Origin of the sequence: Brenneria izadpanahii, from assembly GCF_017569925.1 — a bacterium.
GTDB classification, from domain to species: domain Bacteria; phylum Pseudomonadota; class Gammaproteobacteria; order Enterobacterales; family Enterobacteriaceae; genus Brenneria; species Brenneria izadpanahii.
The window spans coordinates 4,577,748-4,603,267 of record NZ_CP050854.1 but is presented as its reverse complement, the minus strand read 5'-3'; the positions used below and the strand labels follow the sequence as shown (position 1 = coordinate 4,603,267).

The window sequence follows — 25,520 nt, the reverse complement described above, 5'->3', positions numbered from 1 at the left end:
GTGATGTTGAGGGGGATTTGTGCCGGATTTGTTTTTTGAAACGCTGGTTTTGCAGCGTATTGATTTAGTGGCGCGGTTGGTGACGGAACGCCAGTGTGATGATGCCGATCGCGAATTGGCGATTAATTGGATTGCAGAATTGACTAGGGAATTAGTTGGTAGGCTGGATGAGTACGGAAATAAAAACCCCCAGGGCGGGGGTGATTCAGGCGGCAGGGCTTTGCAATAAGGTTAACAACATCTGACGCCGTTCAGGGTTTAAGTTATCAACAATCCCCTTCAATAAGCTGTCTTGAGATTTTGCACTGGGGCTGAGCGTATGTGAAAAGGTCACATTCAATACAAAGGTGTGACCGCATTCCACATCCGAACAGGCGCAATACAAATCGGAGATATGGCGGTGTTTACGCACAGTTTTGCGGATCACCGCCTTGCCGTTACATTCAGGGCAGAATACTTTCATTACGCGCATGTTTCTGGCTCCAATCAAATCAAACTGTTGGAATTTTAACGGTTTTCGCCTCATGCCGCACCTGACTTTGTTGTGTCATCACTAAAAATTAGGTGTAAATGTGCCGGAATTTCACGATCGGCGCTGATAGCGTCACGAAAGCGGCGCTGTATCGGGATAATTTCATCTTTTCGGTACGTATCGCGTGCTTTCTCAGGATCGCCCAGCCCTGCGGCATTCTGCGGGATAATGCCGCACAATCCAGCCGGGAAGCGGTGAGCGTTCAGTACATCCTGGGCGCTGATGTTTTTCACGTTGGCAAATTCATCTTTGGCGCTGATATCCCCCATCTGGATAAACTGGACGCCTTCTTTATCGCCGTTAGGGATGTTTACCAGGATGGTGGAGAAGTTACCGATCCCCTTGCTGCTGGTAAGCTGTCGTTCTATTTCTTCTTCAATCTCATCCGTCATATTCGGATCGCTGGTATAGAGAATACCGCCCGTATGCGCCCCGTTGTGGTAGTAGCGACGGCGAAAAATCACCGCTTCACTGTTCAGCAGCGCGGAATGGATACCGCCGATATAGTCCGGCAAGCCGTAGATCTGCTGTTGCGGGTCGTACATCTTGATAAAAATCACATCATCTGCCGGGTAAACCAGCGGTTCGCCGTCCTGCAATACCACAAATTCCCCGGTCTTACGGCGTCGGGTATAAAGCGCGGGCAGTGGCACCAGGTCAACCACGACACCCCAGCCGTTACGCACTTTCAGAATGGCGATATCGCCAAAGGTGAGATAGTCAAACACCGCCGATCCGATCTCGTCATGCGTCAAGCCGCCGCCCTGATAATCTGAAATCACCATATTGCGGCGGGCGTAGACTATCCCGCCGTGCTGGCCGTTCAGGTTGATAAGCTGAGCCAGGGCCAGGCGGTCAATGGGTAACGTGTAGTGGTCGAAATTATTGTCATACCAGATATCGTGATAATCCGTGCCGGTGGTTAATACCGGTTCTGGCTTGCCAAACGTGATAATGCTCATTTTTTTGCGCGGGGCGTTTTGGGCTTCCTGTCCGCGTCGTTGTGATTTCCTTTTCATGCTGCTTTTTTCAGTCTCCATCGGGATTGGGGCTTGTTCTCATAGTTCAGCGGTTCGTTGTCCAGCGCGTGCGCGATAGCAAAGAATGCCTCCGCGTGGCCGGTTTCTGCGCTGCGGTCGGCAACAAAGGTCATGCCGTTGCCGCTGGCCGTGGTGGTTTTTCTGATGGCCATAAACGATGCGGGGATCGCCTTTTCATCCTGATCCCATTCAATGCGCTTACTTTCCACAACGTCAGCGGCTTTCATTACCAGGCGGTTTTTGGTTTCTACGCCGTAGCGAATGGCTGTTGCTTGCCGCATGGCAAAATGCTGGATATTTTCAAATACGCCTGTACCGATGCCGGTAATATCCACGCCGATATAGGTAAAATTGTACTGCTGGAATAGCTTTTTAATTTGGTTGGCCTGATAGCGAAAGTTCATCCCCTGCCAGTTGATTACCCGCAGTACCCGGAATTTTTCGCCTTCATAAACAGGCGGAGCGACGATCACAAAGGTGGACAGGTCGCCGGAGCGGGCGGGGTCATAGCCCCCCCATACTTCCCGGTTGCCAAAGGGCCGCGGGGCTTTTGGGTCATGGTCTTGCCAGATTTCCGGATCTACGCCACAGCGTTCCAAGTCGTCAAAGCTGAATACTGCGTCTTTGCTGTCCACAAACACGCACATATACAGCATGTTGAACGTATCCACGTTGTAGCGGTTGCGCAGCTTATCGAGGCTGGCCAGATTGAACCCGCCCCGGATCGCATCTTCCATCGTGATAACGTAGCGCCACTGGCCGTCAGGACAGAGCCGCCCGCCGTCGCGCAGTTCGTCAAAGTCAGGGAATTTAACCCCGGCGCGTTTCTTGTTGCCGCGCTTCCATTCCTCGCCTGTCCAGAACGGATAAGCCTGATGGGTTTTGGCGCTGGGCGTAGAAAAGTAGGTGGTGCGCCATTTGTCATGGGTGGCCATGGCGCTGGCCACTTCATTGAGGCGGGCAAAGTTCGGCACCCAAAAGTATTCGTCGCAGTACAGATGCCCGCTATATGACTGCGCGGTATTTTTATTGGTGGACAGGAAACGCAGTTCAGCCCCGTTACTAAGGCGGATCGGGTTGCCAGTCAGGGTAATATCAAAATACTGCTGGGCGATATTGACGATGTAGGAGCGAAACACTTCCGCCTGGGCGCGGCTGGCCGATAAGAAGATTTGTGGATCGCCGGTCAGAACCGCGTTTTCAAAGGATTCAAAAGCAAAATACCAGGTTGCCCCGATTTGACGGCTTTTCAGGATATTGCGCACCGCCTCGCCGATGTTGTCGCGTAGGTGCTTCTGATAGCCGAAAAGGTGTTCTTCCGCCCAGGCGTCAAAATCCTCTTTGCTTAGGCTGGAAATATCATTCTTGCGGTACTGGCGTTTTTTAGCTGGGCGCTTGTCGTCTTCCTCATAGCTACCGTGTTGACGGCTGTTTTTGGCTTCTGCCAGCTTCTCTTTGTGCTTATTGCTCTGCGCCCGCAGCTTCACGGCATGGGCGATCAGCGTATCGAGTTCTTTTAACTCCAGTTCGGTTTTATTATCGCGCCCGACCAGTAATTGATAACGGCGCTCGATCGCTTCTTCTGTGCTTTCATGGCTGAGTAAATCAGACCAGTTAAATTTCTGCGCCCAATAGTAAACAATCCGCGCATTCGGCAGATTTAAATCAGCGGCAATTTCTTTAGGTGTCGCTCTTTTTAAATAGAGCGCCCGCGCCACACCTATTAATTCATCGGAATATTTGGCCATGCCGCTATTATGCGGTGTTATTTTTATTATTTATTTTGTGTTGAGTCGGAGATGTTCGGGAAAGGATGAATAACCGAATGTATAAGAATTAAAACCCTCGCCGCGTTATTTTTATTCGTCAATAATCCATTTGTCGCAACGAAACGGAAAATAATAATGTCGCAGTTAATGACTAACTGGATCTGTATTGCCACGGAAGGCGAAACCGTTGATAAACGGCAAATGGAACGCCAGTGGTTAATTGATGCCGCCGAAACCTATAACCCTGAGTTGTATACCGCCTTGATTTGGCCGGAGCATGAACAGTGGTATGGCAACGTTGGCGAAGTGCTGACGGTTAAGGCGGAAGCAGGGGAAGACGGGCTGGTGCGTTTGTTCGCCCAGTTGCTCCCTAATAACTACTTGTTGCAGGCCAACCGGGACGGCCAATTGCTATTTTGTTCCGTGGAGTTAACGCCAGACGGTAATTTTCGCGGAACGGGAAAAACCTATCTGGAAGGGCTGGGCGTCACTAATACCCCGGCCAGTGTCGGCACTACACGACTGCGCTTTAATAAAGGGAAAAAAGGCGATCGCCTGTTTGGCGCGTTAAAGCCGCTGGTGATTGATGAAGTTAAGGAAATTAAAGGAAAGACGATGGCAAAGGAAGAAAAAAAGACGTGGCATAGCCTGTTCGGTATTAAACCGAAAAATTTTGCTGAGGAAGAAGGCGCAGGCAATGAAGAGGGCAGCGATAAATTGCAGGCGCTGGCGGAAGCCTTAACCGCATTGGAAGAACGTGTGGCCGCGTTGGAAACCGGACAGGAAGAAGTACAGGAAGATCTGGACGTGGTGAAAGAAGTTGTTGATACGCAGGAATTTGCCACCCTGCGCACTAACCTGCCGCAGATTATTAAAAACTTTGGCAAGTTGGATGAAAAAATCACCAAATTACCGCAACGTAAAATTGGCGAGAAAGAAAAACGCTTTAGCCATTTGGTTTAATTCGTCGCGGTAATACGCAGTCGATTATTTCATTTATTTTTATTTCGCCAATAAGCGAGAGGGATTTCTATGTTTTTAAATCAGCGGGCGCGTGAATATTTAGCGTCGTTTGCCGCCGCTCTGTCAGAGGCGCATGGGGTGCCGGATGTATCCCGGTATTTTGCGCTGTCCGATCCGAAAGAAACGCAACTGCGTGATGCGCTGCTGGAATCGGTGGATTTTCTTTCCATGATTACCGTGGCGGACGTGGATCAGCTTTCCGGTCAGGTGGTGTCTGTTGGTAGTTCCGCATTGCATACCGGGCGTAAACAGGGCGGGCGTTTTATTCGCGGCGTCGGCGTGGAGGGTAACGAGTACAAACTGGTCGAGACGGATTCTTGCGCGGCGCTGCCGTGGGATCTGCTGTCTGTTTGGGCGAATGCCGGTGGGGAAAACGAGTTTTTCCAGAAGGTACAGGCGTTCTCTAATCAGGCGTTTGCGCTGGATATGCTGCGTATCGGCTTTAACGGCACATCTGTGGCCAAATCTACCGATCCGGATAAAAACCCAAATGGTGAAGACGTCAATATTGGCTGGCATGCGTTGGTCAAGACCTTCAAAAACGGCCGGCAGATCATCACTGATGAAGTGACGCTGGATGAAAACGGCGATTACAAGTCGCTGGATGCGATGGCGTCCGACCTTATCAATACCAAGATCCCGCAGCAATACCGCAGCGATCCGCGTTTGGTGGTGTTGGTCGGCGCTGACCTGGTGGCGGCGGAACAATACCGCCTGTTCCAGAAAGCCGATCGGCCTACCGAGAAAATCGCCGCGCAGATGCTGGACAGTACGATCGCCGGACGTCACGCCATTGTCCCGCCGTTTATGCCCGGCAAGCGCATGGTAGTGACCACGCTTAGCAACCTGCATATCTATACCCAGCGCAATACACGTCAGCGTAAAGCCGAGTTCGTGGAAGACCGCAAACAGTACGAAAACAAGTACCTGCGTAACGAAGGCTACGCGGTGGAATACCCGGAACTGTACGCGGCGATCGATGAATCAGCGGTCACCATCGGCACGGTACCAGAGCCAGAAAACCCGCCTGCGGGTGACGGGGCGTAAGCATGGCGCTTTCACCCGCTCAACGTCATAACGCCCGGTTACAGGCTGAACAGCAGCTATCCCGCTGCCAGCCGATTACCGGTGGTCACAGTCTGCATTTGCAGATCCGGGCGTTGGAAAACGACATTGAGCGGCTGAAAAGCCAACCCATGATCCGTGACCGGGTGGAGATGAAGCGGCGGGAACTGCTGCCGCGCTGGTTGCCTACGGTTCGGGCATATCTGGACAGCGGCGAGGTGTACCAACATCCCATCTTTGCGTACTGCATCGTCTGGCTGTTTGACGTTGACGAGTTTGATCAGGCGTTGGACTGGGCGGATATCGCCATTGAGCAGGGACAGCGCACCCCGGACAACATCAAGCGCAGTTTTGCCGCGTTCGTGGCGGATACGGTGCTGGAATGGGCGGAGCAGACCGCAGATAGCGGGCAGAGCGTGGAGCCGTATTTTTCCCGCACGTTTAACAACGTGGCGGAAAACTGGCGGCTGCATGAGGAGATTACCGCCAAGTGGTTCAAGTTCGCCGGGTTGCTGCTGTTGCGTGACGATAACGGGCAGCCGAGGGCGACGGCATCGGATGATGTGGCGCTGCTTGAGAAAGCGGATTTACTGCTGGCCCAGGCTGAGAAATATCACCGCAAGGTTGGCGTCGGCACGATGCGTAAAACCATCGCCGCCCGCATCCGATCATTGCAGAAGCATTAAAACGACTACCGCAAGCCAGGCGGGCGCGGCTGAGGCAATACACGTTTGTGTTATGTGCCGTGGAAGCCGGTCAGCCCGCCTTTTACGGGGGATTTATGTTTAGTGGAACACCGGTTGATTATCAGGATGCGGTACTGGCCAACAATGGATTTTGGCCGGATCTGAACCTGCGCGATTTTCAGGCGCAGCGCACCATCCCGGCAGATATTGACGCCGGAACGGTGGCACAGGCGTTGTTAACCGCAGCCGGTGAGGTCAACGCCGATTTACTCCGCGTTGAACAGCAGCACAGGGATAGCGGCTATGGAATGGCCAGCGCCGTGCCAGGAGTGAGCCTGGATGGAAAAAATCTGCTGTGTGCGCAGTATCAAAAAGCGGTGTTTGCCAGGGCGAAAGCCGATCTGATCGGTGAGTTCGCCACCATTGGCCGCCGCGAGTCTCATCCGGGACAGGATGGAGATGAAACACGCAAGGGACTGCTGGCGGAGGCGGCGATCGTTATCCGCCGCATGAAAGGGCTAAAACGTGCCACGGTGAGGCAGGTATGAGCCAGTTGGATGCATTGACCGGGTTTATCAGGAAAAGTTTGCCTGAACGTGTGATGCAGGGATTTGACAGCCTCATGGATGAGGTGAGTTTTATCCCCGCCCAGCGGGATTTGGGCGAGGGACAGTATCAACTGGCGGTCATGCAGTTTGATGCGGTGCTGAGCTGGGAGCGTTTTCCTTACCGGGAATGTGATCCGCGTAATTTATGTGCGCTGCTGCTGGTCTGGCAGACCAATCAGGATGAACAGCCCTTTATGGATGCCGGGCTGGATATGGAGTTACCGACGCTGGATATCGATGTTATCGACCAGAAAACGGCGGTGGTGGTGGTGACGCTTAAGCTGGCTGAATCGCTGGCCATTGTTGAGGATCCAAAAGGGATCATCCCCTTTGATGGCAAGCGTTATCGCCTGGCAGATCCTGAAATATGGTTTGCCACGGAAGGGCGAATCTTTGGCGCGGATGAAACCGGCGCGGTAATCGGTCAGCCCGCATGATTATCAACGGTGAACTGAGTAAATCACAGCTTAAGGAATTACGTCAGGCGCTGCAAAAGCTGAATTTTCCGCCCAAAAAACGCCAACGGCTTCTGTGGCGGTTGGCCAAGTATGGGGTGATTACAGCGGCAAAACGCAATGTCCGGCAGCAGCAAGCGCCTGATGGTGAGGCATGGACACCGCGTAAAACGAAACGGCGCGGCAAGATGCTGCGCAATATGCCCAAGCTGCTGCATATCCGTGAAATGCCGGAAGTCGAAGCGGTGCGGATCTATCTGCAAGGTGGCGGGTATCGGAATGGCAATACATCGGTACCCGCTGGCGTGGTAGGGCATGGGCAACAAAACGGTATGCATACCAACATTCGTCGCCAGAGAACAGGGAAAAGAAACCGTGATCCGGCACGAATGGCGACGCGCCGTCAGGCAAGAAAGCTACGGGCGTTAGGGTACAAAGTGAAACGCGGTACCCGATGGCGTAAGCCGCCGTACAAGGAAATCGAGGAAACCCTGAAATTTGATCAGGCGGGGTTGTTAATCAAAAAGTTAAGCGGTAAGGCAGCAAAAGCCGCCTGGACCGTGGATGTTCCCGCCCGTCCGTTTTTGGGCATGAACGATGATGAATTTAACAAGGCGCTGGCGCGTCAGCTACAGGCGATCGGCTTTGGCTGGAACGTAAAAGCGCAGGATATCAAGGGGTAGGTATGAGTTGGCCAACGGTACAGGTTAACCAGGTTAACCAGCTACAGGGCGAAACCAACGAGATCGAACGGGTGCTGTTGTTCGTTGGCGTGGGAACAGGAAAGGACAAGGTGGCCAAAACCGTGCCGGTAAACACCCAAAGCGATCTGGATGTGTTGCTGGGCGCGGCGGATTCGGTGCTGAAACGCACGGTAAATGCGGCGATGTTAAACGCTGGTCAGAATTGGAGCGGTTTTATCTGTGTCCTGCCTAAAGATCTGCCCGTCGAAGGTGTCGATCAGGTCTGGACGGAAGCCGTAAAAGCCGCGCAGCGCGTTGCTAGCGTGGAAGGGGTTGTCCTGACGTTGGGCGCGACCAAAGACACGATCCAAGCTGCGGCCAGTCTGCGGGCGGAGTTGATCGCTAAATTTGGCCGCTGGACGTGGTTTATTCTGGCGGTGGATGGCGTACAGGCCGGTGAGGATTGGGCGGGTTATCTGTTGCGTTTAAGTGCGTTGCAGGATGGTGCCGCCGTTCCCTCTGTGCAGCTTGTGCCGCGATTATGGGGCAATGAGCCGGGCGTATTGGCCGGTCGTTTGTGCAACCGGGCGGTGACCATTGCCGATAGCCCGGCAAGAGTACAGACCGGCGCATTGCTGGAAATGGGCGCAACCGAGCTGCCGGTTGATGCGACGGGCGCACCGTTGGATTTGGCTACCTTGCAGGCGCTGGAAGCCCAGCGTTACAGCGTCCCGATGTGGTACCCGGACTATGACGGTTATTACTGGTCGGATGGCCGTACGCTGGATGTGGAAGGCGGCGACTATCAGGCGATCGAAAACCTACGCATTGTCGATAAGGCGGCGCGGCGTGTGCGCCTCCAGGCGATTGCTAAAATTGCCGATCGCAGCCTGAACAGCACGCCGGGCAGCATTGCCGCACACCAGGCGTATTTTGCCAAGACACTGCGCGAAATGTCCCGCAGCAGCCAGATTAATGGCATAACGTTCCCCGGCGAGGTAAAGCCGCCGCAGGATGGCGACGTAGCTATCACCTGGCGAACCAAAACCAAAGTGGAAATTTATATCACGGTGCGTACCTATGAATGCCCGAAAGGCATCACGGTAAGCCTGATTCTGGATCAGTCACTGGAGAGTGAATAATGACGAAACGGATTTCCGGCCAGTCGTTTGATTTCAATATGGATGGCGATCTGGTTCATGTTGAAAAAGTTGGCCTGAGCATTACGGATAATACCGCCGCCGCCCAGACGCAGGGCGTCCCTGATGGTTATGTGTCGGGCGATGTAGCGGCAGAAGGTGAAATGGAACTCAGTACCAAAAGCCTGGCTATCGTTACGGCAAAAGCGCGTAGCGCGGGATCGTGGCGCGGTATCGAGCCGGTTGATTTGATGTGGTACGCCAAAGCCGGTAACGAAGAAATTAAGGTGGAAGCGTTCGGTTGCAAGCTGATTGTGAGCGACATTCTGGACAACGATCCGAAGGGCGGCAGCGTGGTGACGCACAAAATCAAGTACGTGGTGACCAGCCCGGATTTTGTGCGTATCAACGGCATTCCGTATCTGGAATCGGAACTGACGGAAAAACTTATCGGGTAAGGAAACCCCATGCAGGAATATGAAAAGTATGTGTTATGGCTGCTGACGCTTGGGGGCGTTATCGCCGCTGGGCAGGTACTGGCCAGTGATGAAAAGATCACGCCCCGCCTGTTTATTGGCCGGGTTATTTTGGGTGCCGCTACGTCAATGGCTGCGGGGGCTGTGCTGATTTGGATACCAGGACTATCGCCGCTGGCGATCACCGGGTTGGGGGCGGCGTTTGGCGTTGCCGGTCACCAGGCGGTTGAAATCTGGTTGCGTCGCCGGGGAAGTAGTTTGTTAACAGGGAGCAAGGGAAAGCATGACGTTAAGTGAGAAACAGCAGCTTTTTACCCAGTTGATTGCCCAGCTAATCAACTGGGCGGGGGAACATGGCTACCGGCTGACCTTTGGCGAAGCCTACCGCACGCCGGAACAGGCGAAGCTGAACGCAAAAAGCGGCGCAGGGATTGCCAACAGTCTGCATACGCAGCGGCTGGCGGTTGATTTAAACCTGTTTATCAACGGAGAGTACCAGACGCAGACCGAGGCTTATTTGCCGCTGGGGGAATACTGGGAATCGCTGGGCGGTAGCTGGGGCGGACGCTTTAAATCCCGCCCGGACGGCAATCACTTTAGCCTGGAACATAACGGGGTGCGCTGATGAATAAGCTCTGGTTGGTTGTCGTCGTACTGGTCAGCGTTTTTGCCGCAGGCTGGCAGGTGGCCAACTGGCAACGCGATAGCGTAGAGCTTGTCGTAACCAATGCCGCCAACGCAGCCGGTGAGCAATCCCGCCTGGCGATGCAGACCGTCGCCAGCCAATCAGGGCAGAAGCTGGAAAGCCAACTGGAGGCGATACGTAATGCGCCAAACAAGGAAATTTACCGGGAAATCGTTAAGCCGGTTTTTACTAACGTGTGTCTGTCTGATGAATTTGTCAGCCTGTACAACGCCAGCGTTGAAAGAACCGAACGTGCATTATCAGGAAAACCTGAAAAAGAAATGTCTGGTCACTAATTTACCGCGCTTAACGGGGAATACCGGTACCGATGCCGCCATGCTATTAACGGGCTGGCCGGAAATATATGCCGATTGTGCCGCCCGGCATAATCAGTTAGTGGATGAAATAAATCAAAGGGAACAGTTGCCATGAGCAAGATTGTATTAACTATCGCAGGAAAGGAATTAACGTTTGAGCCGAATACGGTTGCATATAACGGCCTGATTAATGAAATGGCAATGGATAATAAAATTGCCCCGGCAGTGACTTATTTACGCCGTATTGCCAGCGCGGAAAGTAAAGCCGATTTGGACGAGTTATTAAAATTGCCGGGTGCCGCTTTGCAAATTACCGAGGCGGTAAATACTCACTATGCGCCCAAACTGGATATTGAAGTAAAAAACTAACCGAACGGTTGCGGGCCATTGACAATAATTTTATCGAACAGGCTTTAACCCTGCGGCGGCATTATTTACCGCATGAGCCGGACGATACCGATAATTTAGCCCGCGCCGTCTGGCTGGATAATTCTTACTGGGAAAAAATGCGTATTGCTGTGGGAAACGGTATTACGCTGGCATTTAAAGGCGACTCATGAAGCAACTGGATTTTACCTTAAGCCTGATCGACAAACTGACGCGCCCGATTAAACAGGCGCAATCGTCAGTGACCGGCTTTGCGGAAAAATCACAGGCGGCATTCAAACGGATTGCGATCGGTGGCGCGGGGCTGTTTGCCACCGGTTTAGCGATCCGTGATGCGCTCGCCCCGGCCATTGAAATGAATGATGCGCTGTTGTCTGCATCGGCCCAGGGCGTGAGCGACGCTACGCTAAAGCAGGTTGCAGAAAATGGTCTGAAATACAGTGTCCAATACGGTAAGTCAGCGCTGGAGTTTGTGCAGTCCACGGAGATGATTAAATCGTCAGTCGGTGGGTTATCTGACGGCGAACTGCCGCGCATGACCACAATCACCAATACGGTGGCGGCAGCGCTGAAAACCACAGCAGCGGAAACCACGGAATTCATGGGCCAGATGTTTGCCAATTTCCGAACTGAGGCGCAGGCGCTGGGGAATGTGGATTTTGCGGAACGGGTTGCCGGGAAAGCTGCCTATATGCGCCAGGCGTTTGGCACTGAAATGGCGGCTATCAAGGATTTGATGGAAGGCTCAAAAGGTGCGGGTACCAATTTCGGCATAGGCATGGATGAACAAATGGCCGTGCTGGGCGAGTTACAGCGCACGTTAGGCAGTGAGGCCAGCGGATCGTATGAATCCTTTCTGACTGGTGCGGCAGAAGGTGCCAAAAAACTGGGGCTAAACTTCACCGATGCTACCGGTAAGATGCTGTCTATGCCGCAAATGCTGGAAAAATTGCACGGTAAGTACGGGGCCAGCATTGAAGGGAACCTGAAAGCACAGAAGGAACTGGATGAAGCCTTTGGCGGCGGCGCGGCGGTGATTAAGCAGCTTTACGGCAACGTTGGCGTATTGCAGCGGCATATTACCGAACTGGGCAGCAGCGACGGCATGAAACGCGCCACGGAAATGGCGGAAAAAATGGCGAATCCCTGGGATCGTCTGGTCGCGGTCTGGTATGCCATACGCGCGGCGATGGGAGCCACACTGTTGCCGGTGCTGTATCCGCTGATCAATAAGATGGCGGATGCCGGTCAGACGTTGCTCAGGTGGCAAACGTTGTTCCCCAATATTACCCGTGTGATCGGTTATGCCGTGCTTGCTGTGTTGAGTTTTGCCGCAGCGGGGGCGGTGGCCAACATCGTGATGGGGATTCACGGTTTTGTAGTATTGGGCTTAACACGAATACTTTCCCCGTTGTCACGTTTATTCAGGTTGAACGCGCTGGCTATGTGGGTTGGTAATCGGGCGGCGGCGGCGTTCAGTGGTATCCTGAAGTGGCTACGTTCGGGCTTTCTGGCTGCGAGTATAGCCGCCAGAGCGGGGGCGCTGTCGTTTGGTCTGGTTACCTGGCCAATTGTGCTGATTGGTGCCGCTATTACGGGGCTAATCGTTTTGTTGGTTAAGCTCTGGCAACCCATTAAGGCGTTTGTGACGGGCTTTATTTCAGGTTTTTCTGCCGCAGCCGGGTCACTTTCTCCTTTTTCGGGGCTGTTTGATATGATTGGTGCAGCGTTGGGCGTGGTATGGCAAGGGGTGAAAACGCTGTTTGACTGGTTTGGCAACCTCCTTTCTCCTGTGCAAATGACGGCAGATCAGTTAGTAGGAGCGACCAGCGCCGGTGAAACATTCGGGCGCATTGTGGCGTCTGGCATCGGCTTACTGTTAATGCCTATTGAAGCGGCGATCCGTGGATTGAAATTCTTATGGGACATATTCGGCATTATCAAACAGGGCTGGAGTGATGTTATTGATAATTTTTCGATTCAGTCACCTGTTGAATCCTTTATTACCATCGCCAAAACGCTGGGGAATGTGTTCTCTAATTTATGGGAGGCCATAAAGAAACACTTTTCTGAAACGTATAGTTGGATTATCGAAAAGCTGAATTATATCCCCGGCATCAATATCGACGTTCCGATGAATCAGGTTTCATCACCCGTCAGTGGTATACAGCCGATTGAGCAGGTTGTGAAGTCAGCACCGAATACACAAACGACTTTAACATCGGTCATTATGCCAACGCCTGCCGTAGCTGCATCGATCCCAAATGTTGCCGTGATGCCAGCGCGTTTAAAGGAACCAGCCATGCCTGCGAGTATTAAACCGGGTAATAATGAGTTGTTAACCGGTGGGAAATTAAAAGGTATAGAGCGCGGGGGAGTAAATAAAGAAATTAACAACAGTAGCAAATCCTATACCGATAACAGTAAACATTTTGGCAGCGTGGTTATTCATACGGATAAAGGTATGACGCCGGAACAATTAAGCGAGTGGGAAGAGTTGCGCTAATGGATGAAGCGAAATATATCGACTTATTAATTACAAATCGTGATTTTAATTTAAATACCGGTCTTGAACCCATTGTGTGCAATAACCGCGTCAGTATCGGGCAGGACTGTGTACACGCCATTATTGAAAGCGGGCTAACGACAAAGTTAATCGCTGAACGTAGCCCAACATTACGCGCCGATATTATGACGCAAATTATTATTCTCATTGAAGATGATGAACGCATTATTCCCGGCACGGTTGTACTGAGCGAAGAAACGCAAACGCGGTTATGGATCACCGCAGAGACCTATGATTTTGGCCGTATTCAGGTGAGTGCTGATTATGACGACTAAACCGCAGATTGATTATGAACAGGTATTGATTGATGCCGGGATGCCGGTCACGACCGAAGCCATAACGGAACAGTTTCAGATGCTGGTCAAGGCGGAAGGGTTGATCACCAACACGTCGCGCATGTCGCCGTTCTGGCGGCTGATTAACGCGATTGTCACCACGCCGGTGCTGTGGCTGAAAGGCGTCCTGATTAATGTCGTGCTGGCCAATATGTTTCTGGCCACAGCGACAGGCGCGTTTCTGGATCTGTTCGCCTGGGGCGTCAATGTTGTTCGTAAACCGGCCACGGCAGCGAGCGGAGCGATCCGGTTCATCAAGTCGAATGCCGGTGCGGCGGTATTGGTGCCTGCTGGAACGGTGATCCAGACCGAGCGCATTAATGGTCAGGTCTATAGCTTGCGCGTCACGGCTGATACCGCGATCCCCGCTGGCAGCGTCAGCGGGTTAGTGCCGGTGTCGGCAACCGGTGACGGCGGCGCGTTTAATCTGGCACCGGGTTACTACCGTATTTTGCCTGTGGCCGTGACTGGCATTGATCGGGCGGAAAACGAAGAAAACTGGCTGCTGACGCCAGGCGCGGATCAGGAAGCCGATGATGACCTGCGCGATCGTTGCCGCAACCAGTACAACCTGGTCGGCAACTATCACACCGATGCGGTATACCGCAGCATGATTGCCGCCGTCGCGGGGCTGAGCATTGACCGTATTTTCTTTTTGCACGATGCGCCACGCGGGCCGGGAACGGCTAACGCCTATCTTTTATTGGATTCCGGCGTGATTTCAACCCCGTTTATTACGGCGGTTAATGACTACATCACCGCGCAGGGGCATCACGGCCATGGTGATGATATGCAGTGTATGGCCATGCCGGAAACGCAGCATGATTTAACCGTCACGCTGTATGTAAACAATCTGGCCAACGTGACGGCGGACGAATTAACCGCACTGCGTACGGGGTGTGAAAATCTGGTGCGCTGTGCATTCCGCGAAAACAGCGAGTATGACGTAAAAAAAACCTGGCCGTATGCCCGTTTCTCTTTCTCCAATCTGGGGCGCGAGCTACACCGGGAATTCGGCCTGATAGATTCCGTGGCATTTTCCCTGGTCGATATCGTCAGCGCTTTAAATATTCCGCGTCTGAGAACGTTAACAGTGGTGATCCGGAATGCCTGAATTTAAACAGCAACTGGATAGCTTGCGCCTGCCGTCATGGATGGATAAAGGCGAACCGGCCAAATTACTCCGCGCCGGTAAAGGGTATTGGCAACAGGTGAATGGCTGGATGCGCTGGCCGTTGCAGCAACTGGACGCGGAAACCTGTCCGGTGCCGTTGCTTAACGTGTTGGCCTATCAGCGGGATATCGAACGGTTTAACGGGGAGCCGCTTAGCCTGTACCGCAAGCGGGTGAAGTATGCGTTTATTAACGCAAAAGATGCGGGCAGCGTGGCGGGTTTTGTCTCTATTTTCCAGCGGCTGGATATTGGAGACGTGCGGTTAAAAGAGCGCCAGGCGGGGTATGACTGGGATGTGATACTGGTGCGTATCAACGATGAGCAATTGAGTACCTACAACGCACTGATGATGAGCCTCATCCGTCAATATGGCCGTACCTGCCGCCGCTACAGTTTTGATGTCTTGAACGCAGTATCGGTCAGGGGCCACGCTGGAGAATTTAGTCATGATTCGGCCTATCACACGGCCAGTGCAGTGTTATCACACGGCCTGATTACCGGTAGTCAGTCAGTCGGTGCGCCGGGATTTACGGCATCAACGGAATTTTTTACAGCCAGTTTGTGAGGGACGTATGGCACAAAGTGCAGTAACCCGCGCCTTTGAAGCGTGGAATGTCAGCAAGATTTTAGACGGCTTACCCGCCGTGCCGGATAAGGTGGTTTTTGCCCTGATCCCCAATCAGGATGAAAACAAACCGGTAAACCGTGACGAGGGAATGCCAGCGGCAGCAACCATTAAACACACGGCGGCGATCACGCAGTCGGGCGTACTCAATGATAATGCGGTGGTGTATTCGGTGGTGCTGGATACCACGATTGGCGACTGGGAGTACAACTGGATAGGTCTGGTAGATAGCAAAACCAATACGGTATTGATGATTGTCCATGTGCGTACCCAGCAGAAGCTGAAAACGCAGAACGGCCAGCAGGGTAATAGCTTAACGCGCAATCTGTCGATGCAGTTTGATGGTGCGGCGGAAGCGACGCAAATCAACGTATCGGCGCAGACGTGGCAGATCGATTTTTCCGCGCGTCTGTTCAGCATGGACGAAGCGCACCGGCTGGCCATGCAGGACTATTACGGTGTAGCAGCATTTTTGAATGACGGTTTTAAGGTATCGCTGGCCGGAACACAGGCCACGATTGCGCCGGGTGTTGGTTATGTCAGCGGGTTGCGGGTACAACTGGATGCCGTAGCCAAATTGACCGTAACCGCCAATACGGCGGTCTGGCTGGACGTTAGCCGCCAGGGGACGGCTACGGGAGCCTGGCAGAATCGTATTACGTTTAAAGCGGTTGCTGACCTGAAAAATTATACGGATGCGGCAGGTTACGATCATTATGTGGCGAAAATTGCCACCATTGTTAACGGACAGCTTGCGGATAATCGCAAGGTATCGCCAATTGCCGCTTTAGACGAGGTTTTTTTAAAAAAAGCAGGCGATACCATGACCGGAGAACTGCTTTCCTCATCTGCCGATGCCATGCGTCTGATTTACGGTGATTACGGCGTTATCTTGCGTAGCGATAGCAGTGCTTTTTACCTGCTGTTAACCAACAAAGGCGATAGGAAAGGGAGTTGGAACGCCCTACGCCCATTTAGAATTGATCTGGCTAACGGTAATGTAGAAATGGGGCATAACGTCAATGTTAATACATTGCTGGAAAAGGGAAAACGCGTCTACAGCCCGAACAATAAACCCAGCGCGGGTGATGTTGGGGCGCTGACCGATGCGGACGCGACGAAGAAATTCGCCCCCCTCGTCAGCCCAGCACTGACAGGAAAGCCAACCGCGCCAACCGCCGATCAAGCCTCCAATGATACACAACTGGCCAATACGGCATTTGTGAAAGCGGCGATTACGGCGTTAGTCAATGGATCGCCGGGCGCGTTGGATACATTGCAGGAACTGGCGAAAGCGCTTGGCAACGATCCGAATTTCTCCACGACGATGTTAAACGAGATAGCTAAAAAGCTCCCCTTATCCGGTGGTGTTCTATCTGGCCCGTTGACGATTAATAACATTCTGAAAGTGACAGCGCCAGGGCCAGCATTGCCCGAATCACAAGGGGCGCATATTTGTTGGAACCGGGTTAATGGTGCCGGGAGAACGGATTTTGTTAACCACAGGGGGAGTGGTGGCGGTGGCTTTACTTTCTGGAATGGAAACAATGATTCATTAGAAGAGCTGGCGTCATTGAATGGCGCAGGCGGTCTATATGTGGTTGGCACTATTTCTGAAAGTGGAAAACGCGTTTACAGCCCAAACAATAAACCAAGTGCCGCAGACATAGGGGCACTTACGGATGCGGATGCTGCGAAAAAATATGCATTACGTTCTATTCGTATCAATGGACAGCCGCTTTCGGCTGATGTGAATTTGCAGGCATCGGATATCAATGCCTGGAATAAAACAGAGTCTGATGGCCGTTATTTAATGAAGACCGCGACCGCTACCGCCGCGACGAAGCTGGCAGCACCACGGAAAATCAACGGAATAGATTTTGATGGTACAAAAGACATTACGGTAGCGGGTTCAATCGTTGAGTCTGGTTCTGGTGATGGCTATTACTGGCGTAAATATTCTGATGGAATGATCGAATTATTCGGTTCTTTTGAGACGACGGTATCAGTGGAAAAAGCGGTGTTATTCCCGTTAAAACTGGGCAACATTATTAATATTACTTACAGCGAAGTCGGTGGCTATAGCGGCCCCAATGGTTGGGTTGGTCGGATTTTTGATGTTAAAAACACGGGTTTTTCCCATCGTTGGGATGTGTGGGACAAAAACGGAGTGGGGAACAACACGAATGTTCACTATCACGTTATGGCTAAAGCGGCATGATGAATATGCGATGGCGTGAAGCAGATATCCGTTTCCCGGCTAATATGAGCGCGGTGAATTGCGCTATTGTGCCGGTGCATCCGTGGATCTATGGCGTAGGCCAGAAAACGGCAACCGGCAGCTATCTAAGCCCGGCTAATGCCGTGGCCTATCTGACCAGTCGGTTACAGGCCGCCGTGGGTGAAATCGCCGTTACGGTGATTATGATCTGTAGTACCGCCCACGATGATTTTTTGCAGCGGTTAAATGCCATGACGGCGGTATTTCCGGCCCCGGCGTTTACGTTGGTGGCCCGAATGGCGCAGGCGGCGGCAGAGCTAGACAGGGTAAAAATGCAGTTGCCCGCTAAAAGCCAGGGATTGCCCTCAGTCGTGCCGTTGTCCGTATCAACCAATCGCCAGGCGTTGAACGCGCAGCGCATTGCCGCCGCACAGCAGCAGGCCGCAGCCAGTAGCGGTATTGATGGCATCAAAGGTCAGTTAGCCAGCTTTACAGCCGCTCGCAATAGTCTGCTGGGGAAAATCAGCCAGGGGCTGAGCGCGTTACAGCAAGGTAACGCCCGCGCCTGGGTATTTACAGGAAAAGGACAAAGCAGCGTGATCGCTGCTGAACTGGTGAAGAACGTCCCGCAGCCGTCTGCCGTGTATACGGTGGCCATGATGTTTGTGGGTGAATCATTTGATGCATTGGAAGGCATGATCCATGAGCCAGATAATTACCCTCGCCCTTGACGGTGAAGCTATCCCGCTGAAAAGCCTTACCGTCACCCCGTCTATGCAATTTCAGGATAAAGACCAGTCTGGCCAGACGTCGAGCACGGCAAACGCGGAGCAGGGCATCAAGCCTAAAGAATTGCGCATATCCGGCATTATTCCCTTTACTGACGCAAAAGTATTAACCCGTCTGTGGGCGCTGGCTGAGGCGAAAGAAGGGGGCCAGCTTAAGCGTTACCGTGTGGCCAACCATACGGCTCAGGCCATTAATTTTCGGCTGGCTACCTTTACCGGCTCGATTGACGCGCCTAAACAGGATGGGAAACAGGCATGGCTGGTTACCTTCACGTTACGTGAACATATCAGTGTGGCAGAGAAACGTGATACCCGCGCCGGGAGCAAAACTGAGTCGAAAAAGCAGACGCCAGGCGTAAAAGGGGGCAGCAGTTCAGCGGAGAGTGAAGAGCGATTAAGCTGGTTTGAAAGCAAGGTGCTGAAACCGGTCAATGACGCATTGGGGTAAGGGATGAAACCGATTAAGCGGTTGATGTTATCCGGTGACGCCGTTCACCTGGTTAAAGTCAATATGGTGTTGGAATTAAACGCCTGTGGCCGTGGCTTTATCACGGTAGAAACCGATCAGGATTATACCGGTAAACTGGTGCGGCTGGATGTGGGTTATACCGACAGTGTGTTGCGCTGGTTTACCGGCTATGTTGAACGCTCACAACCCGCCGAGAATGGCTATCAAAAACTGTTTGTGCGTGAACTGGCGGGGATCTTTGAACGGATGTGGCCATGTTCGTTTCAGCATCCCACGCTTAAGCAGCTTGCCGCCTGGCTGGAGGGAAACAGCGGTTTAACGGTGCATCTACCGGAAGCCGATTATGTCACCACGCCGATCCCACATTTCACCCATAGCGGTACCGGCTATCAACTACTGGCCAACATCGGCGCGGCATTTGGCATTGATGATTATATTTGGCAACCGTTGCCGGATGGCGGTCTGTATATTGGCAGTTGGCCACATTCGATATTTGCAGATAAACCCATCGAGATCCCCGCAGAATTCAGCCAGGCGCAGGCGGCGGGCAACAGTATGACCTTGCCGCTGATCCAGTCTGTGCGGCCCGGTGTGGTCGTCAATAATCAGCGCATTACATCGGTCAGGCTGACCGATGATGATATTGCAATCATCTGGACGCCCGTTAGTGCAGCAACGGGAAAACGGGAACAGCGTACATCGGCGCAACGGCAGATTGATGCGGCTTACCCGGAATTATCCGCGGGGCTTCATCTGCCACGGTTCGCCCGCGTCGAAGCGCCAACGGAAGGCGTGACCAGTGGCAACGTTGCCGATCCGTTCCGGCCCCGTTATGCCGTCGATCTGCAACTGCTGGATGCAGACGGCAACCCGGCTAAAGACACCCCCATTTATCCCGCTGTACCGCTGCCGGTGCCAATGGCGGGCGGTGAATCGGGCATGTTTCAGTTTCCGCCTGCTGGAACGCTGGTCGAGGTCGGTTTTACCGAAGGTCGCCCGGATAAGCCCTTTGTCCGGCAGACGCTGGCGCAGGGGCATAGCCTGCCGGATATTAAGCCAGGGGAACAGCTACAGCAGCAACGGGCGGAAGTGTCACAGCGTGTCACGGTGGCGGGCGACTGGGAACGGCAGACAGACCAGACAATCAATGAATCATCTATGCGACGGGTTGTAACCGCAGACGAAGAAAGCCGCACGATCGTAGCCAGAGAAACAACCATCCAGGCCACGGATAAAACCACGGTGCTGGGTACGGCCACTTTGCTGGCTGGGGCGATTGTGCAGATAGCGGAAGGGGATTACAGCCTGGCTACGCAGGCGGGCTATGTGGCCAGCGTCGGCAAATCGGCTACGGTGGATATTGGCCAGAACCTGATGGAGAAAATCGGCCAGATCCGCAGTAGCATAGCCGGGGCGCGTCAGGATATCATTGCCCCGGTGGTATGGGTCGGTAGCCAGCAAATCAACGTCATGCAGTTGATGTTAGACACGCTGGACGTGGTAAAAGAACTGGCCAAGCAAACGGCCAGCCATACCCACAACAACACCGGCACGCCGTTGAATGCTCCGGCTATTGCAGCAACCGGCACCAAATCAGGGGCGCTGCAAACGAAATACAGTCCGGTGATTGGGGAGTGATAACAATTGATCGACGCAACCGATCAATAATCCATAATCGATCTGTATAAACGTTTATAAAATAAACTAACCCGGTGTCATTATTTAATTGGATTGCAAACGATAATGATGACACCAGGGAAAACCAAGCCCGCCGCGCGCGGGCTTTTTTACGCCTGTCATAAAACGCTCTCAGACGCCCCATAAAGCGCGCTGCCTACATATCACACCATCACGAACCTATAAACCTCAATCACCTCGTCACGCCCCGCAGGCGCAGCCAACGCACACGCAAAATAAATGGTCGCATGACAAAATCGGCGCTACACCGCACCCGCCTGCGGTTTTCGGATCATAAACATTTTTCAGTTTTATTTTTCTACAAACGGGTACGCCAGCCCGCGCCGCTGCTGGGGTCTTGGTGGAAACACCAAACTGAAAAGATTGAAAGGAATTTCAGTTTTTTTCAGTTTTCATAATCTCCTATGGCTCTGTCAGTACATTTATCTATCAGATAAATAAGAGTTTTATGAGGATTTTGTCAACGAGGGTTCAAAGTCGAGGGGCGTTTAGTAACATTTCCAGATAGTAGAGAACCTAACGTAGTGCGGAATTGAAGGAAAATCTATGGGTATGAATAAACTGAAATCTGTTTCGTAAGTTTTATTCACGGTGTAATCTATACATCACCTGACGTTAGCCGGGGAAGTCCTGGCCTCTCTGTACATTTCGTCACATGTCGTCACACGAATGTAGCGTCTAACGGGTCGTCGCGAATCGCCCCGCTACGAATCGCCGGGCTGCTACGTGTATGGGAAAATTTAATTATAAATTTTTCATTTTTTAGTTTGGGCTATGCGCTTGCGCTAAGAAACGTCAGGGTTGTACGGAGGGAACAATTATGCAAAAGAGCAAAATTGGCTTAGTGGATGTGCTTAAGACTTGCACTACAGTCTTAGTCTTTCTCAATGCATTGATAGCTTTTGCTGAGAAAGTCATAAGCTACATTCACGTAGCCCTTAACTATGTGTATAAAAGGCCTTATTTTTTGAATGGGAACTTGGGAACATAAATTCAAACTGAAAAAAAATAAATGGGTTTATATACCATCTCAGGAAACAGCTATCTTTGGCAAGTCATTACATGAACAAATAAGAAACAAATGGATACCACCGTTATATTATTACCATATGAGAGATGGTGGGCATGTTGCTGCCGCAAGAAAGCATATCAACAGTAACTTTTTCGCCTTGATCGATATAAAAAGCTTTTTTGATTCAACGAGTCAAAGCCGGGTAACGCGAGAGCTAAAGCTTTTCTTTCCATATAACGAAGCAAGGAGAATCGCTAAACTTTCTACAGTTAGGATTCCTTCCTCTGATGGTCAAAAATTCGCTATTCCTTATGGGTATCCCCAGTCTCCGATATTAGCAACACTATGTTTACACAGATCATTTGCTGGTAGTACCTTGAACGCCATGGTCAAAAAGGGGCAGGTTATTGTATCTGTTTATATGGATGATATTATTATTTCATCTACCGATATTGATGTATTAGTATTTAACTTCAATAACTTACTGAAAGCTCTGAAAAAATCTCGTTATGAGGTAAATACTACAAAAACGCAACCGCCGTCACAGAAAATCAAAGTTTTCAATTTAGAACTATCTAATAACAACTTGAAGGTTTCAGCTGCGAGGATTGTTGAATTTTTGATCGCCTATGCCAAAAGCGAGAATGAGCATGAACGTAAAGGCATTGCTTCATATGTTGGCAGTGTAAATCAGCAGCAAGCTAGGCTCTTCAGATGAGCATCTAGGGATTTTTTTATAAAAATAGCTTTCACCACTATGTCGCCCCGTTTCTTGCCGTTTTATCAGTTTTATTTGGCTGGGGTGCTAGGATTCGAGCCTAGAAATGCCTGAATTAGAAACCTCTTTTTTTACACTCTTTACATTTTGTCATTGCCATGTTGAAAAATCCCTCTTCAGATTGCTGTAATTTTTATTTTCTAGATATCTTAATAGATACTCTGCTGCCATTTTGCTGCCACTGGCATTTAGATACTAAAAAGCCACTTGTTTAAAAGTGGCTTAATTTCATGATTTTAAAGATAAAATTTGGTGGCCCCTGTTGGGTTTGAACCAACGACCAATCGATTATGAGTCGACTGCTCTAACCACTGAGCTAAGGGGCCGGACGGGCGACGATTATACGGTAATCTGTGGGGGGAGGTCTATAGCTGTGCGGCCGGATGTCTGTTTTCTATGCAGGATAGCTTATTGTTATTATTGTCAGATTTTGCGATAACAACGGAAAGTGCGCCGTAAAGGGGACGTCATGTCATGGATATTTTGGCAACCAATCTTAAGGTCGTTTTCTGCGGTATCAATCCGGGATTATCGACCGCTCATCACGGTTATCATTTCGCCAACTCGAACAATCGATTCTGGAAAGTGATCCATCAGGCAGGATTTACCGAACGATTGCTCAAGCCTGAAGAAGAACGGCATTTGTTGGATACCGGATGCGGCATTACCATGCTGGTGGAGCGGCCGACGGTAGAGGCGAGCGAATTGAAACGGAATGAACTGTTGCAGGGCGGCGAGGCCATTCTTGAGAAGATGCGGCGTTACCAGCCTCAGGCTCTTGCGGTATTGGGCAAGCAGGCGTTCAGTCAGGCTTTTGGCATCAAGAAAGTCGCCTGGGGGCGTCAATCGTTGACGATCGGGAAAACTCAGGTTTGGGTGCTGCCTAACCCCAGCGGATTGAACCGTGCGACGCTGGAATCGCTGGTCGAATCTTATCAGACGCTTTATCAGGCATTGCGCGGCGGCGGATAAAAACGGCAGCAACGCATTGGCGGCGGGCAGCCGGTAAAAAATAACCCCGGTGGTCCGGGGTTATTTCAGCGGCGTTAATCATTAAAAAATGAATTAATCGTCCAGGAAACTGCGCAGCACTTCCGAGCGGCTTGGATGACGCAGCTTACGCAACGCTTTCGCTTCGATCTGGCGAATACGTTCGCGGGTAACATCAAACTGTTTACCGACTTCTTCCAGCGTATGGTCGGTATTCATATCAATACCAAAACGCATACGCAGCACTTTCGCTTCACGCGCGGTCAGGCCGGCCAACACGTCGTGCGTCGCCGAACGCAGGCTTTCCGACGTTGCGGAATCCAGCGGCAGTTCCAGCGTGGTGTCTTCGATAAAGTCGCCCAGATGCGAATCTTCATCATCGCCAATCGGCGTTTCCATCGAAATCGGCTCTTTGGCGATCTTCAGCACTTTGCGGATTTTATCTTCCGGCATTAGCATCCGTTCGGCCAGTTCTTCCGGCGTCGGCTCGCGGCCCATTTCCTGCAACATCTGGCGGGAAATACGATTGAGTTTGTTGATGGTTTCAATCATATGCACCGGAATACGGATGGTGCGCGCCTGGTCGGCGATGGAACGGGTAATTGCCTGACGGATCCACCAGGTTGCATAGGTCGAGAACTTATAACCGCGGCGATATTCAAACTTGTCCACCGCTTTCATCAGACCGATGTTCCCTTCCTGAATCAGGTCAAGGAACTGCAAGCCGCGGTTGGTGTATTTCTTGGCGATAGAAATAACCAGACGCAGGTTCGCTTCAACCATCTCTTTTTTCGCGCGGCGGGCTTTCGCTTCGCCGATCGACATACGACGGTTGATGTCTTTGACCTGTTCGATCGTCAGACCGGTTTCTTCTTCAATCTGATGCAATTTCTGCAGGCTGCGCTTAACGTCTTCTTCCACGACGTTCAGCTTTTCAGACCACGGCTTGGCCATGGCTATCGCCGCAGTAAACCAGGAGTCGCTGGTTTCATTGCCGGAGAACAGGGTGACGAAGTTTTTCTTCGGCATTTTGCACTGTTCAACGCACAGCTTCATGATCAGACGTTCCTGAGTACGCACGCGGTCCATCATTGAACGCATGCTGTTAACCAGGAAATCGAACTGTTTCGGCACTAAGCGGAACTGTTTGAAGACTTCGGACAGATTCAGAATTTCCTGAGCCGACTTAGCGTGACTGCGGCCGTAGGTCTTGATGATCTGACGCGTCGTTTCGTATTGTTCACGCAGTTCAGTAAATTTCTGACGAGCCAGTTCAGGATCGATGCTGTTGTCATCATCAGCGTCGTCTTCGTCATCTTCTTCGTCATCATCGTCATCGAGATCTTCGCCGGCAAGCTCGGAGCCGACATGGGTGGCGGTCGGCGCGATATCTTCTTCCGCGTTGGGATCGACGAATCCGGTAATCAGATCGGATAAGCGGCTTTCGCCCGCTTCGACGCGATCGTACTGTTCCAGCAGATAGGTAATCGCTTCCGGGTATTCGGCAACGGAACACTGAACCTGATTGATACCGTCTTCGATACGCTTGGCGATATCGATCTCGCCTTCGCGCGTCAGCAATTCAACGGTACCCATTTCACGCATGTACATACGAACCGGATCGGTCGTACGGCCGATTTCCGATTCAACGCTGGATAACACCTGAGCAGCAGCCTCTGCCGCGTCTTCATCCGCGTCGTTGGTATTTTCTGCCAGTAATAGATCATCTGCATCCGGCGCTTCTTCCATCACCTGGATGCCCATGTCGTTAATCATCTGGATGATGTCTTCGATCTGGTCGGAGTCGATGATATCTTCCGGCAGATGGTCATTGACCTCGGCATAGGTCAGGTAGCCTTGCTCCTTACCACGGGTGACAAGTAGCTTTAGCTGTGACTGCGGGTTTTGCTCCATAAGACGGTATCCACACTTCAGAGTATTTGGGTTGGTGTTGGTCGGCGTCATTCGCCAACAATAGCATTAGGGCTTTTTTTCTAAT

General features: G+C 51.8%; 29 protein-coding genes and 1 tRNA gene. 25 read left to right on the top strand and 5 right to left on the bottom strand.

Translation table 11 applies throughout. From position 1 onward, the window contains the following. Positions 1 to 19: 19 nt before the first annotated feature. Complete coding sequence (locus HC231_RS20540) at positions 20 to 229, top strand: hypothetical protein (protein ID WP_208228528.1); 210 nt, start codon at positions 20 to 22, stop codon at positions 227 to 229. On the opposite strand, the gene HC231_RS20535 is transcribed toward HC231_RS20540, so the two are convergent. From HC231_RS20535 to HC231_RS20525, 3 genes are read right to left on the bottom strand one after another with little or no spacing between them, the layout of a single operon-like run. Continuing rightward, a complete protein-coding gene (locus HC231_RS20535) occupies positions 206 to 526 on the bottom strand; it encodes an Ogr/Delta-like zinc finger protein (RefSeq protein WP_208228527.1) in 321 nt (106 codons plus the stop codon). The genes HC231_RS20540 and HC231_RS20535 overlap by 24 nt on opposite strands. Beyond that, the gene (locus HC231_RS20530; RefSeq protein ID WP_208228526.1) at positions 523 to 1,551 is read right to left on the bottom strand and encodes a phage portal protein; all 1,029 of its coding nucleotides are present in this window, start codon (positions 1,549 to 1,551) and stop codon (positions 523 to 525) included. The genes HC231_RS20535 and HC231_RS20530 overlap by 4 nt, the downstream gene beginning before the upstream one ends. After that, a complete protein-coding gene (locus HC231_RS20525) occupies positions 1,548 to 3,320 on the bottom strand; it encodes a terminase large subunit domain-containing protein (protein WP_208228525.1) in 1,773 nt (590 codons plus the stop codon). Before HC231_RS20525 ends, HC231_RS20530 begins: the two co-directional genes overlap by 4 nt. Positions 3,321 to 3,476: 156 nt before the next feature. On the opposite strand from HC231_RS20525, the gene HC231_RS20520 reads away from it, so the two are divergent. The 23 genes from HC231_RS20520 to HC231_RS20420 all read left to right on the top strand — a co-directional run bounded on the left by HC231_RS20520 (position 3,477) and on the right by HC231_RS20420 (position 22,471). Then, complete coding sequence (locus tag HC231_RS20520) at positions 3,477 to 4,304, top strand: GPO family capsid scaffolding protein (RefSeq protein WP_208228524.1); 828 nt, start codon at positions 3,477 to 3,479, stop codon at positions 4,302 to 4,304. A gap of 69 nt (positions 4,305 to 4,373) precedes the next feature. Further along, positions 4,374 to 5,411, top strand: a complete 1,038-nt coding sequence (locus tag HC231_RS20515; protein ID WP_208228523.1) for a phage major capsid protein, P2 family — start codon at positions 4,374 to 4,376, stop codon at positions 5,409 to 5,411. A 2-nt stretch (positions 5,412 to 5,413) separates the two neighbouring features. Continuing rightward, positions 5,414 to 6,115 carry a phage terminase small subunit gene (gpM, locus tag HC231_RS20510; RefSeq protein ID WP_208228522.1) on the top strand — a complete coding sequence of 234 codons (702 nt, stop codon included), beginning with the start codon at positions 5,414 to 5,416 and terminating at the stop codon, positions 6,113 to 6,115. 95 nt (positions 6,116 to 6,210) lie between these two features. Continuing rightward, entirely contained in the window at positions 6,211 to 6,663 is a 453-nt protein-coding gene (locus tag HC231_RS20505; protein WP_208228521.1) for a head completion/stabilization protein, read from the top strand. Then, positions 6,660 to 7,160, top strand: a complete 501-nt coding sequence (locus HC231_RS20500; RefSeq protein WP_208228520.1) for a phage tail protein — start codon at positions 6,660 to 6,662, stop codon at positions 7,158 to 7,160. The genes HC231_RS20505 and HC231_RS20500 overlap by 4 nt, the downstream gene beginning before the upstream one ends. Beyond that, positions 7,157 to 7,861 (top strand): phage virion morphogenesis family protein, encoded by a 705-nt coding sequence (locus tag HC231_RS20495; protein ID WP_208228519.1) that lies wholly within the window; start codon positions 7,157 to 7,159, stop codon positions 7,859 to 7,861. Before HC231_RS20500 ends, HC231_RS20495 begins: the two co-directional genes overlap by 4 nt. 2 nt (positions 7,862 to 7,863) lie before the next feature. After that, complete coding sequence (locus HC231_RS20490; RefSeq protein ID WP_208228518.1) at positions 7,864 to 9,003, top strand: DUF2586 domain-containing protein; 1,140 nt, start codon at positions 7,864 to 7,866, stop codon at positions 9,001 to 9,003. Continuing rightward, on the top strand, positions 9,003 to 9,458 hold the full coding sequence (locus tag HC231_RS20485) for a DUF2597 family protein (protein WP_208228517.1): 456 nt from the start codon (positions 9,003 to 9,005) through the stop codon (positions 9,456 to 9,458). The genes HC231_RS20490 and HC231_RS20485 overlap by 1 nt, the downstream gene beginning before the upstream one ends. Before the next feature lie 9 nt (positions 9,459 to 9,467). Further along, positions 9,468 to 9,773: a phage holin family protein gene (locus HC231_RS20480; protein ID WP_208228516.1), complete on the top strand. Its 306-nt coding sequence runs from the start codon at positions 9,468 to 9,470 to the stop codon at positions 9,771 to 9,773. Beyond that, positions 9,760 to 10,101 (top strand): M15 family metallopeptidase, encoded by a 342-nt coding sequence (locus HC231_RS20475; RefSeq protein ID WP_208228515.1) that lies wholly within the window; start codon positions 9,760 to 9,762, stop codon positions 10,099 to 10,101. Before HC231_RS20480 ends, HC231_RS20475 begins: the two co-directional genes overlap by 14 nt. Then, on the top strand, positions 10,101 to 10,457 hold the full coding sequence (locus HC231_RS20470) for a hypothetical protein (RefSeq protein WP_208228514.1): 357 nt from the start codon (positions 10,101 to 10,103) through the stop codon (positions 10,455 to 10,457). The genes HC231_RS20475 and HC231_RS20470 overlap by 1 nt, the downstream gene beginning before the upstream one ends. Further along, on the top strand, positions 10,414 to 10,593 hold the full coding sequence (locus HC231_RS24070; RefSeq protein WP_246494591.1) for a hypothetical protein: 180 nt from the start codon (positions 10,414 to 10,416) through the stop codon (positions 10,591 to 10,593). Before HC231_RS20470 ends, HC231_RS24070 begins: the two co-directional genes overlap by 44 nt. Beyond that, entirely contained in the window at positions 10,590 to 10,847 is a 258-nt protein-coding gene (locus tag HC231_RS20465) for a putative phage tail assembly chaperone (RefSeq protein WP_208228513.1), read from the top strand. Before HC231_RS24070 ends, HC231_RS20465 begins: the two co-directional genes overlap by 4 nt. A gap of 8 nt (positions 10,848 to 10,855) precedes the next feature. Further along, complete coding sequence (locus HC231_RS24440; protein ID WP_390290705.1) at positions 10,856 to 11,038, top strand: DUF6890 family protein; 183 nt, start codon at positions 10,856 to 10,858, stop codon at positions 11,036 to 11,038. A 68-nt stretch (positions 11,039 to 11,106) separates the two neighbouring features. Next, positions 11,107 to 13,371 carry a phage tail tape measure protein gene (locus tag HC231_RS20460; protein ID WP_246494589.1) on the top strand — a complete coding sequence of 755 codons (2,265 nt, stop codon included), beginning with the start codon at positions 11,107 to 11,109 and terminating at the stop codon, positions 13,369 to 13,371. After that, on the top strand, positions 13,371 to 13,706 hold the full coding sequence (locus HC231_RS20455) for a DUF2590 family protein (protein WP_208228511.1): 336 nt from the start codon (positions 13,371 to 13,373) through the stop codon (positions 13,704 to 13,706). Before HC231_RS20460 ends, HC231_RS20455 begins: the two co-directional genes overlap by 1 nt. Continuing rightward, on the top strand, positions 13,696 to 14,880 hold the full coding sequence (locus HC231_RS20450) for a baseplate J/gp47 family protein (RefSeq protein ID WP_208228510.1): 1,185 nt from the start codon (positions 13,696 to 13,698) through the stop codon (positions 14,878 to 14,880). Before HC231_RS20455 ends, HC231_RS20450 begins: the two co-directional genes overlap by 11 nt. Beyond that, positions 14,873 to 15,505 carry a phage tail protein gene (locus HC231_RS20445; protein ID WP_208228509.1) on the top strand — a complete coding sequence of 211 codons (633 nt, stop codon included), beginning with the start codon at positions 14,873 to 14,875 and terminating at the stop codon, positions 15,503 to 15,505. The genes HC231_RS20450 and HC231_RS20445 overlap by 8 nt, the downstream gene beginning before the upstream one ends. A gap of 7 nt (positions 15,506 to 15,512) precedes the next feature. Further along, complete coding sequence (locus HC231_RS20440; protein WP_208228508.1) at positions 15,513 to 17,786, top strand: phage tail-collar fiber domain-containing protein; 2,274 nt, start codon at positions 15,513 to 15,515, stop codon at positions 17,784 to 17,786. Next, positions 17,783 to 18,517, top strand: a complete 735-nt coding sequence (locus HC231_RS20435; protein ID WP_343073005.1) for a hypothetical protein — start codon at positions 17,783 to 17,785, stop codon at positions 18,515 to 18,517. The genes HC231_RS20440 and HC231_RS20435 overlap by 4 nt, the downstream gene beginning before the upstream one ends. Further along, a complete protein-coding gene (locus HC231_RS20430) occupies positions 18,489 to 19,022 on the top strand; it encodes a baseplate complex protein (RefSeq protein ID WP_208228507.1) in 534 nt (177 codons plus the stop codon). The genes HC231_RS20435 and HC231_RS20430 overlap by 29 nt, the downstream gene beginning before the upstream one ends. A 3-nt stretch (positions 19,023 to 19,025) precedes the next feature. Beyond that, the gene (locus tag HC231_RS20425) at positions 19,026 to 20,681 is read left to right on the top strand and encodes a hypothetical protein (protein WP_208228506.1); all 1,656 of its coding nucleotides are present in this window, start codon (positions 19,026 to 19,028) and stop codon (positions 20,679 to 20,681) included. Between the two features lie 1,031 nt (positions 20,682 to 21,712). Continuing rightward, positions 21,713 to 22,471, top strand: coding sequence for a reverse transcriptase domain-containing protein (locus HC231_RS20420; protein ID WP_208228505.1), 759 nt, complete (start codon positions 21,713 to 21,715; stop codon positions 22,469 to 22,471). Between the two features lie 310 nt (positions 22,472 to 22,781). Here the strand turns inward: HC231_RS20420 and HC231_RS20415 are convergent. Beyond that, positions 22,782 to 22,857, bottom strand: a tRNA-Ile gene (locus HC231_RS20415). A gap of 148 nt (positions 22,858 to 23,005) precedes the next feature. On the opposite strand from HC231_RS20415, the gene mug reads away from it, so the two are divergent. Beyond that, on the top strand, positions 23,006 to 23,503 hold the full coding sequence (mug, locus tag HC231_RS20410; protein WP_208228504.1) for a G/U mismatch-specific DNA glycosylase: 498 nt from the start codon (positions 23,006 to 23,008) through the stop codon (positions 23,501 to 23,503). Positions 23,504 to 23,596: 93 nt separating this feature from the next. On the opposite strand, the gene rpoD is transcribed toward mug, so the two are convergent. After that, positions 23,597 to 25,435: an RNA polymerase sigma factor RpoD gene (gene rpoD / locus HC231_RS20405; protein ID WP_208228503.1), complete on the bottom strand. Its 1,839-nt coding sequence runs from the start codon at positions 25,433 to 25,435 to the stop codon at positions 23,597 to 23,599. Positions 25,436 to 25,520 lie beyond the last annotated feature (85 nt).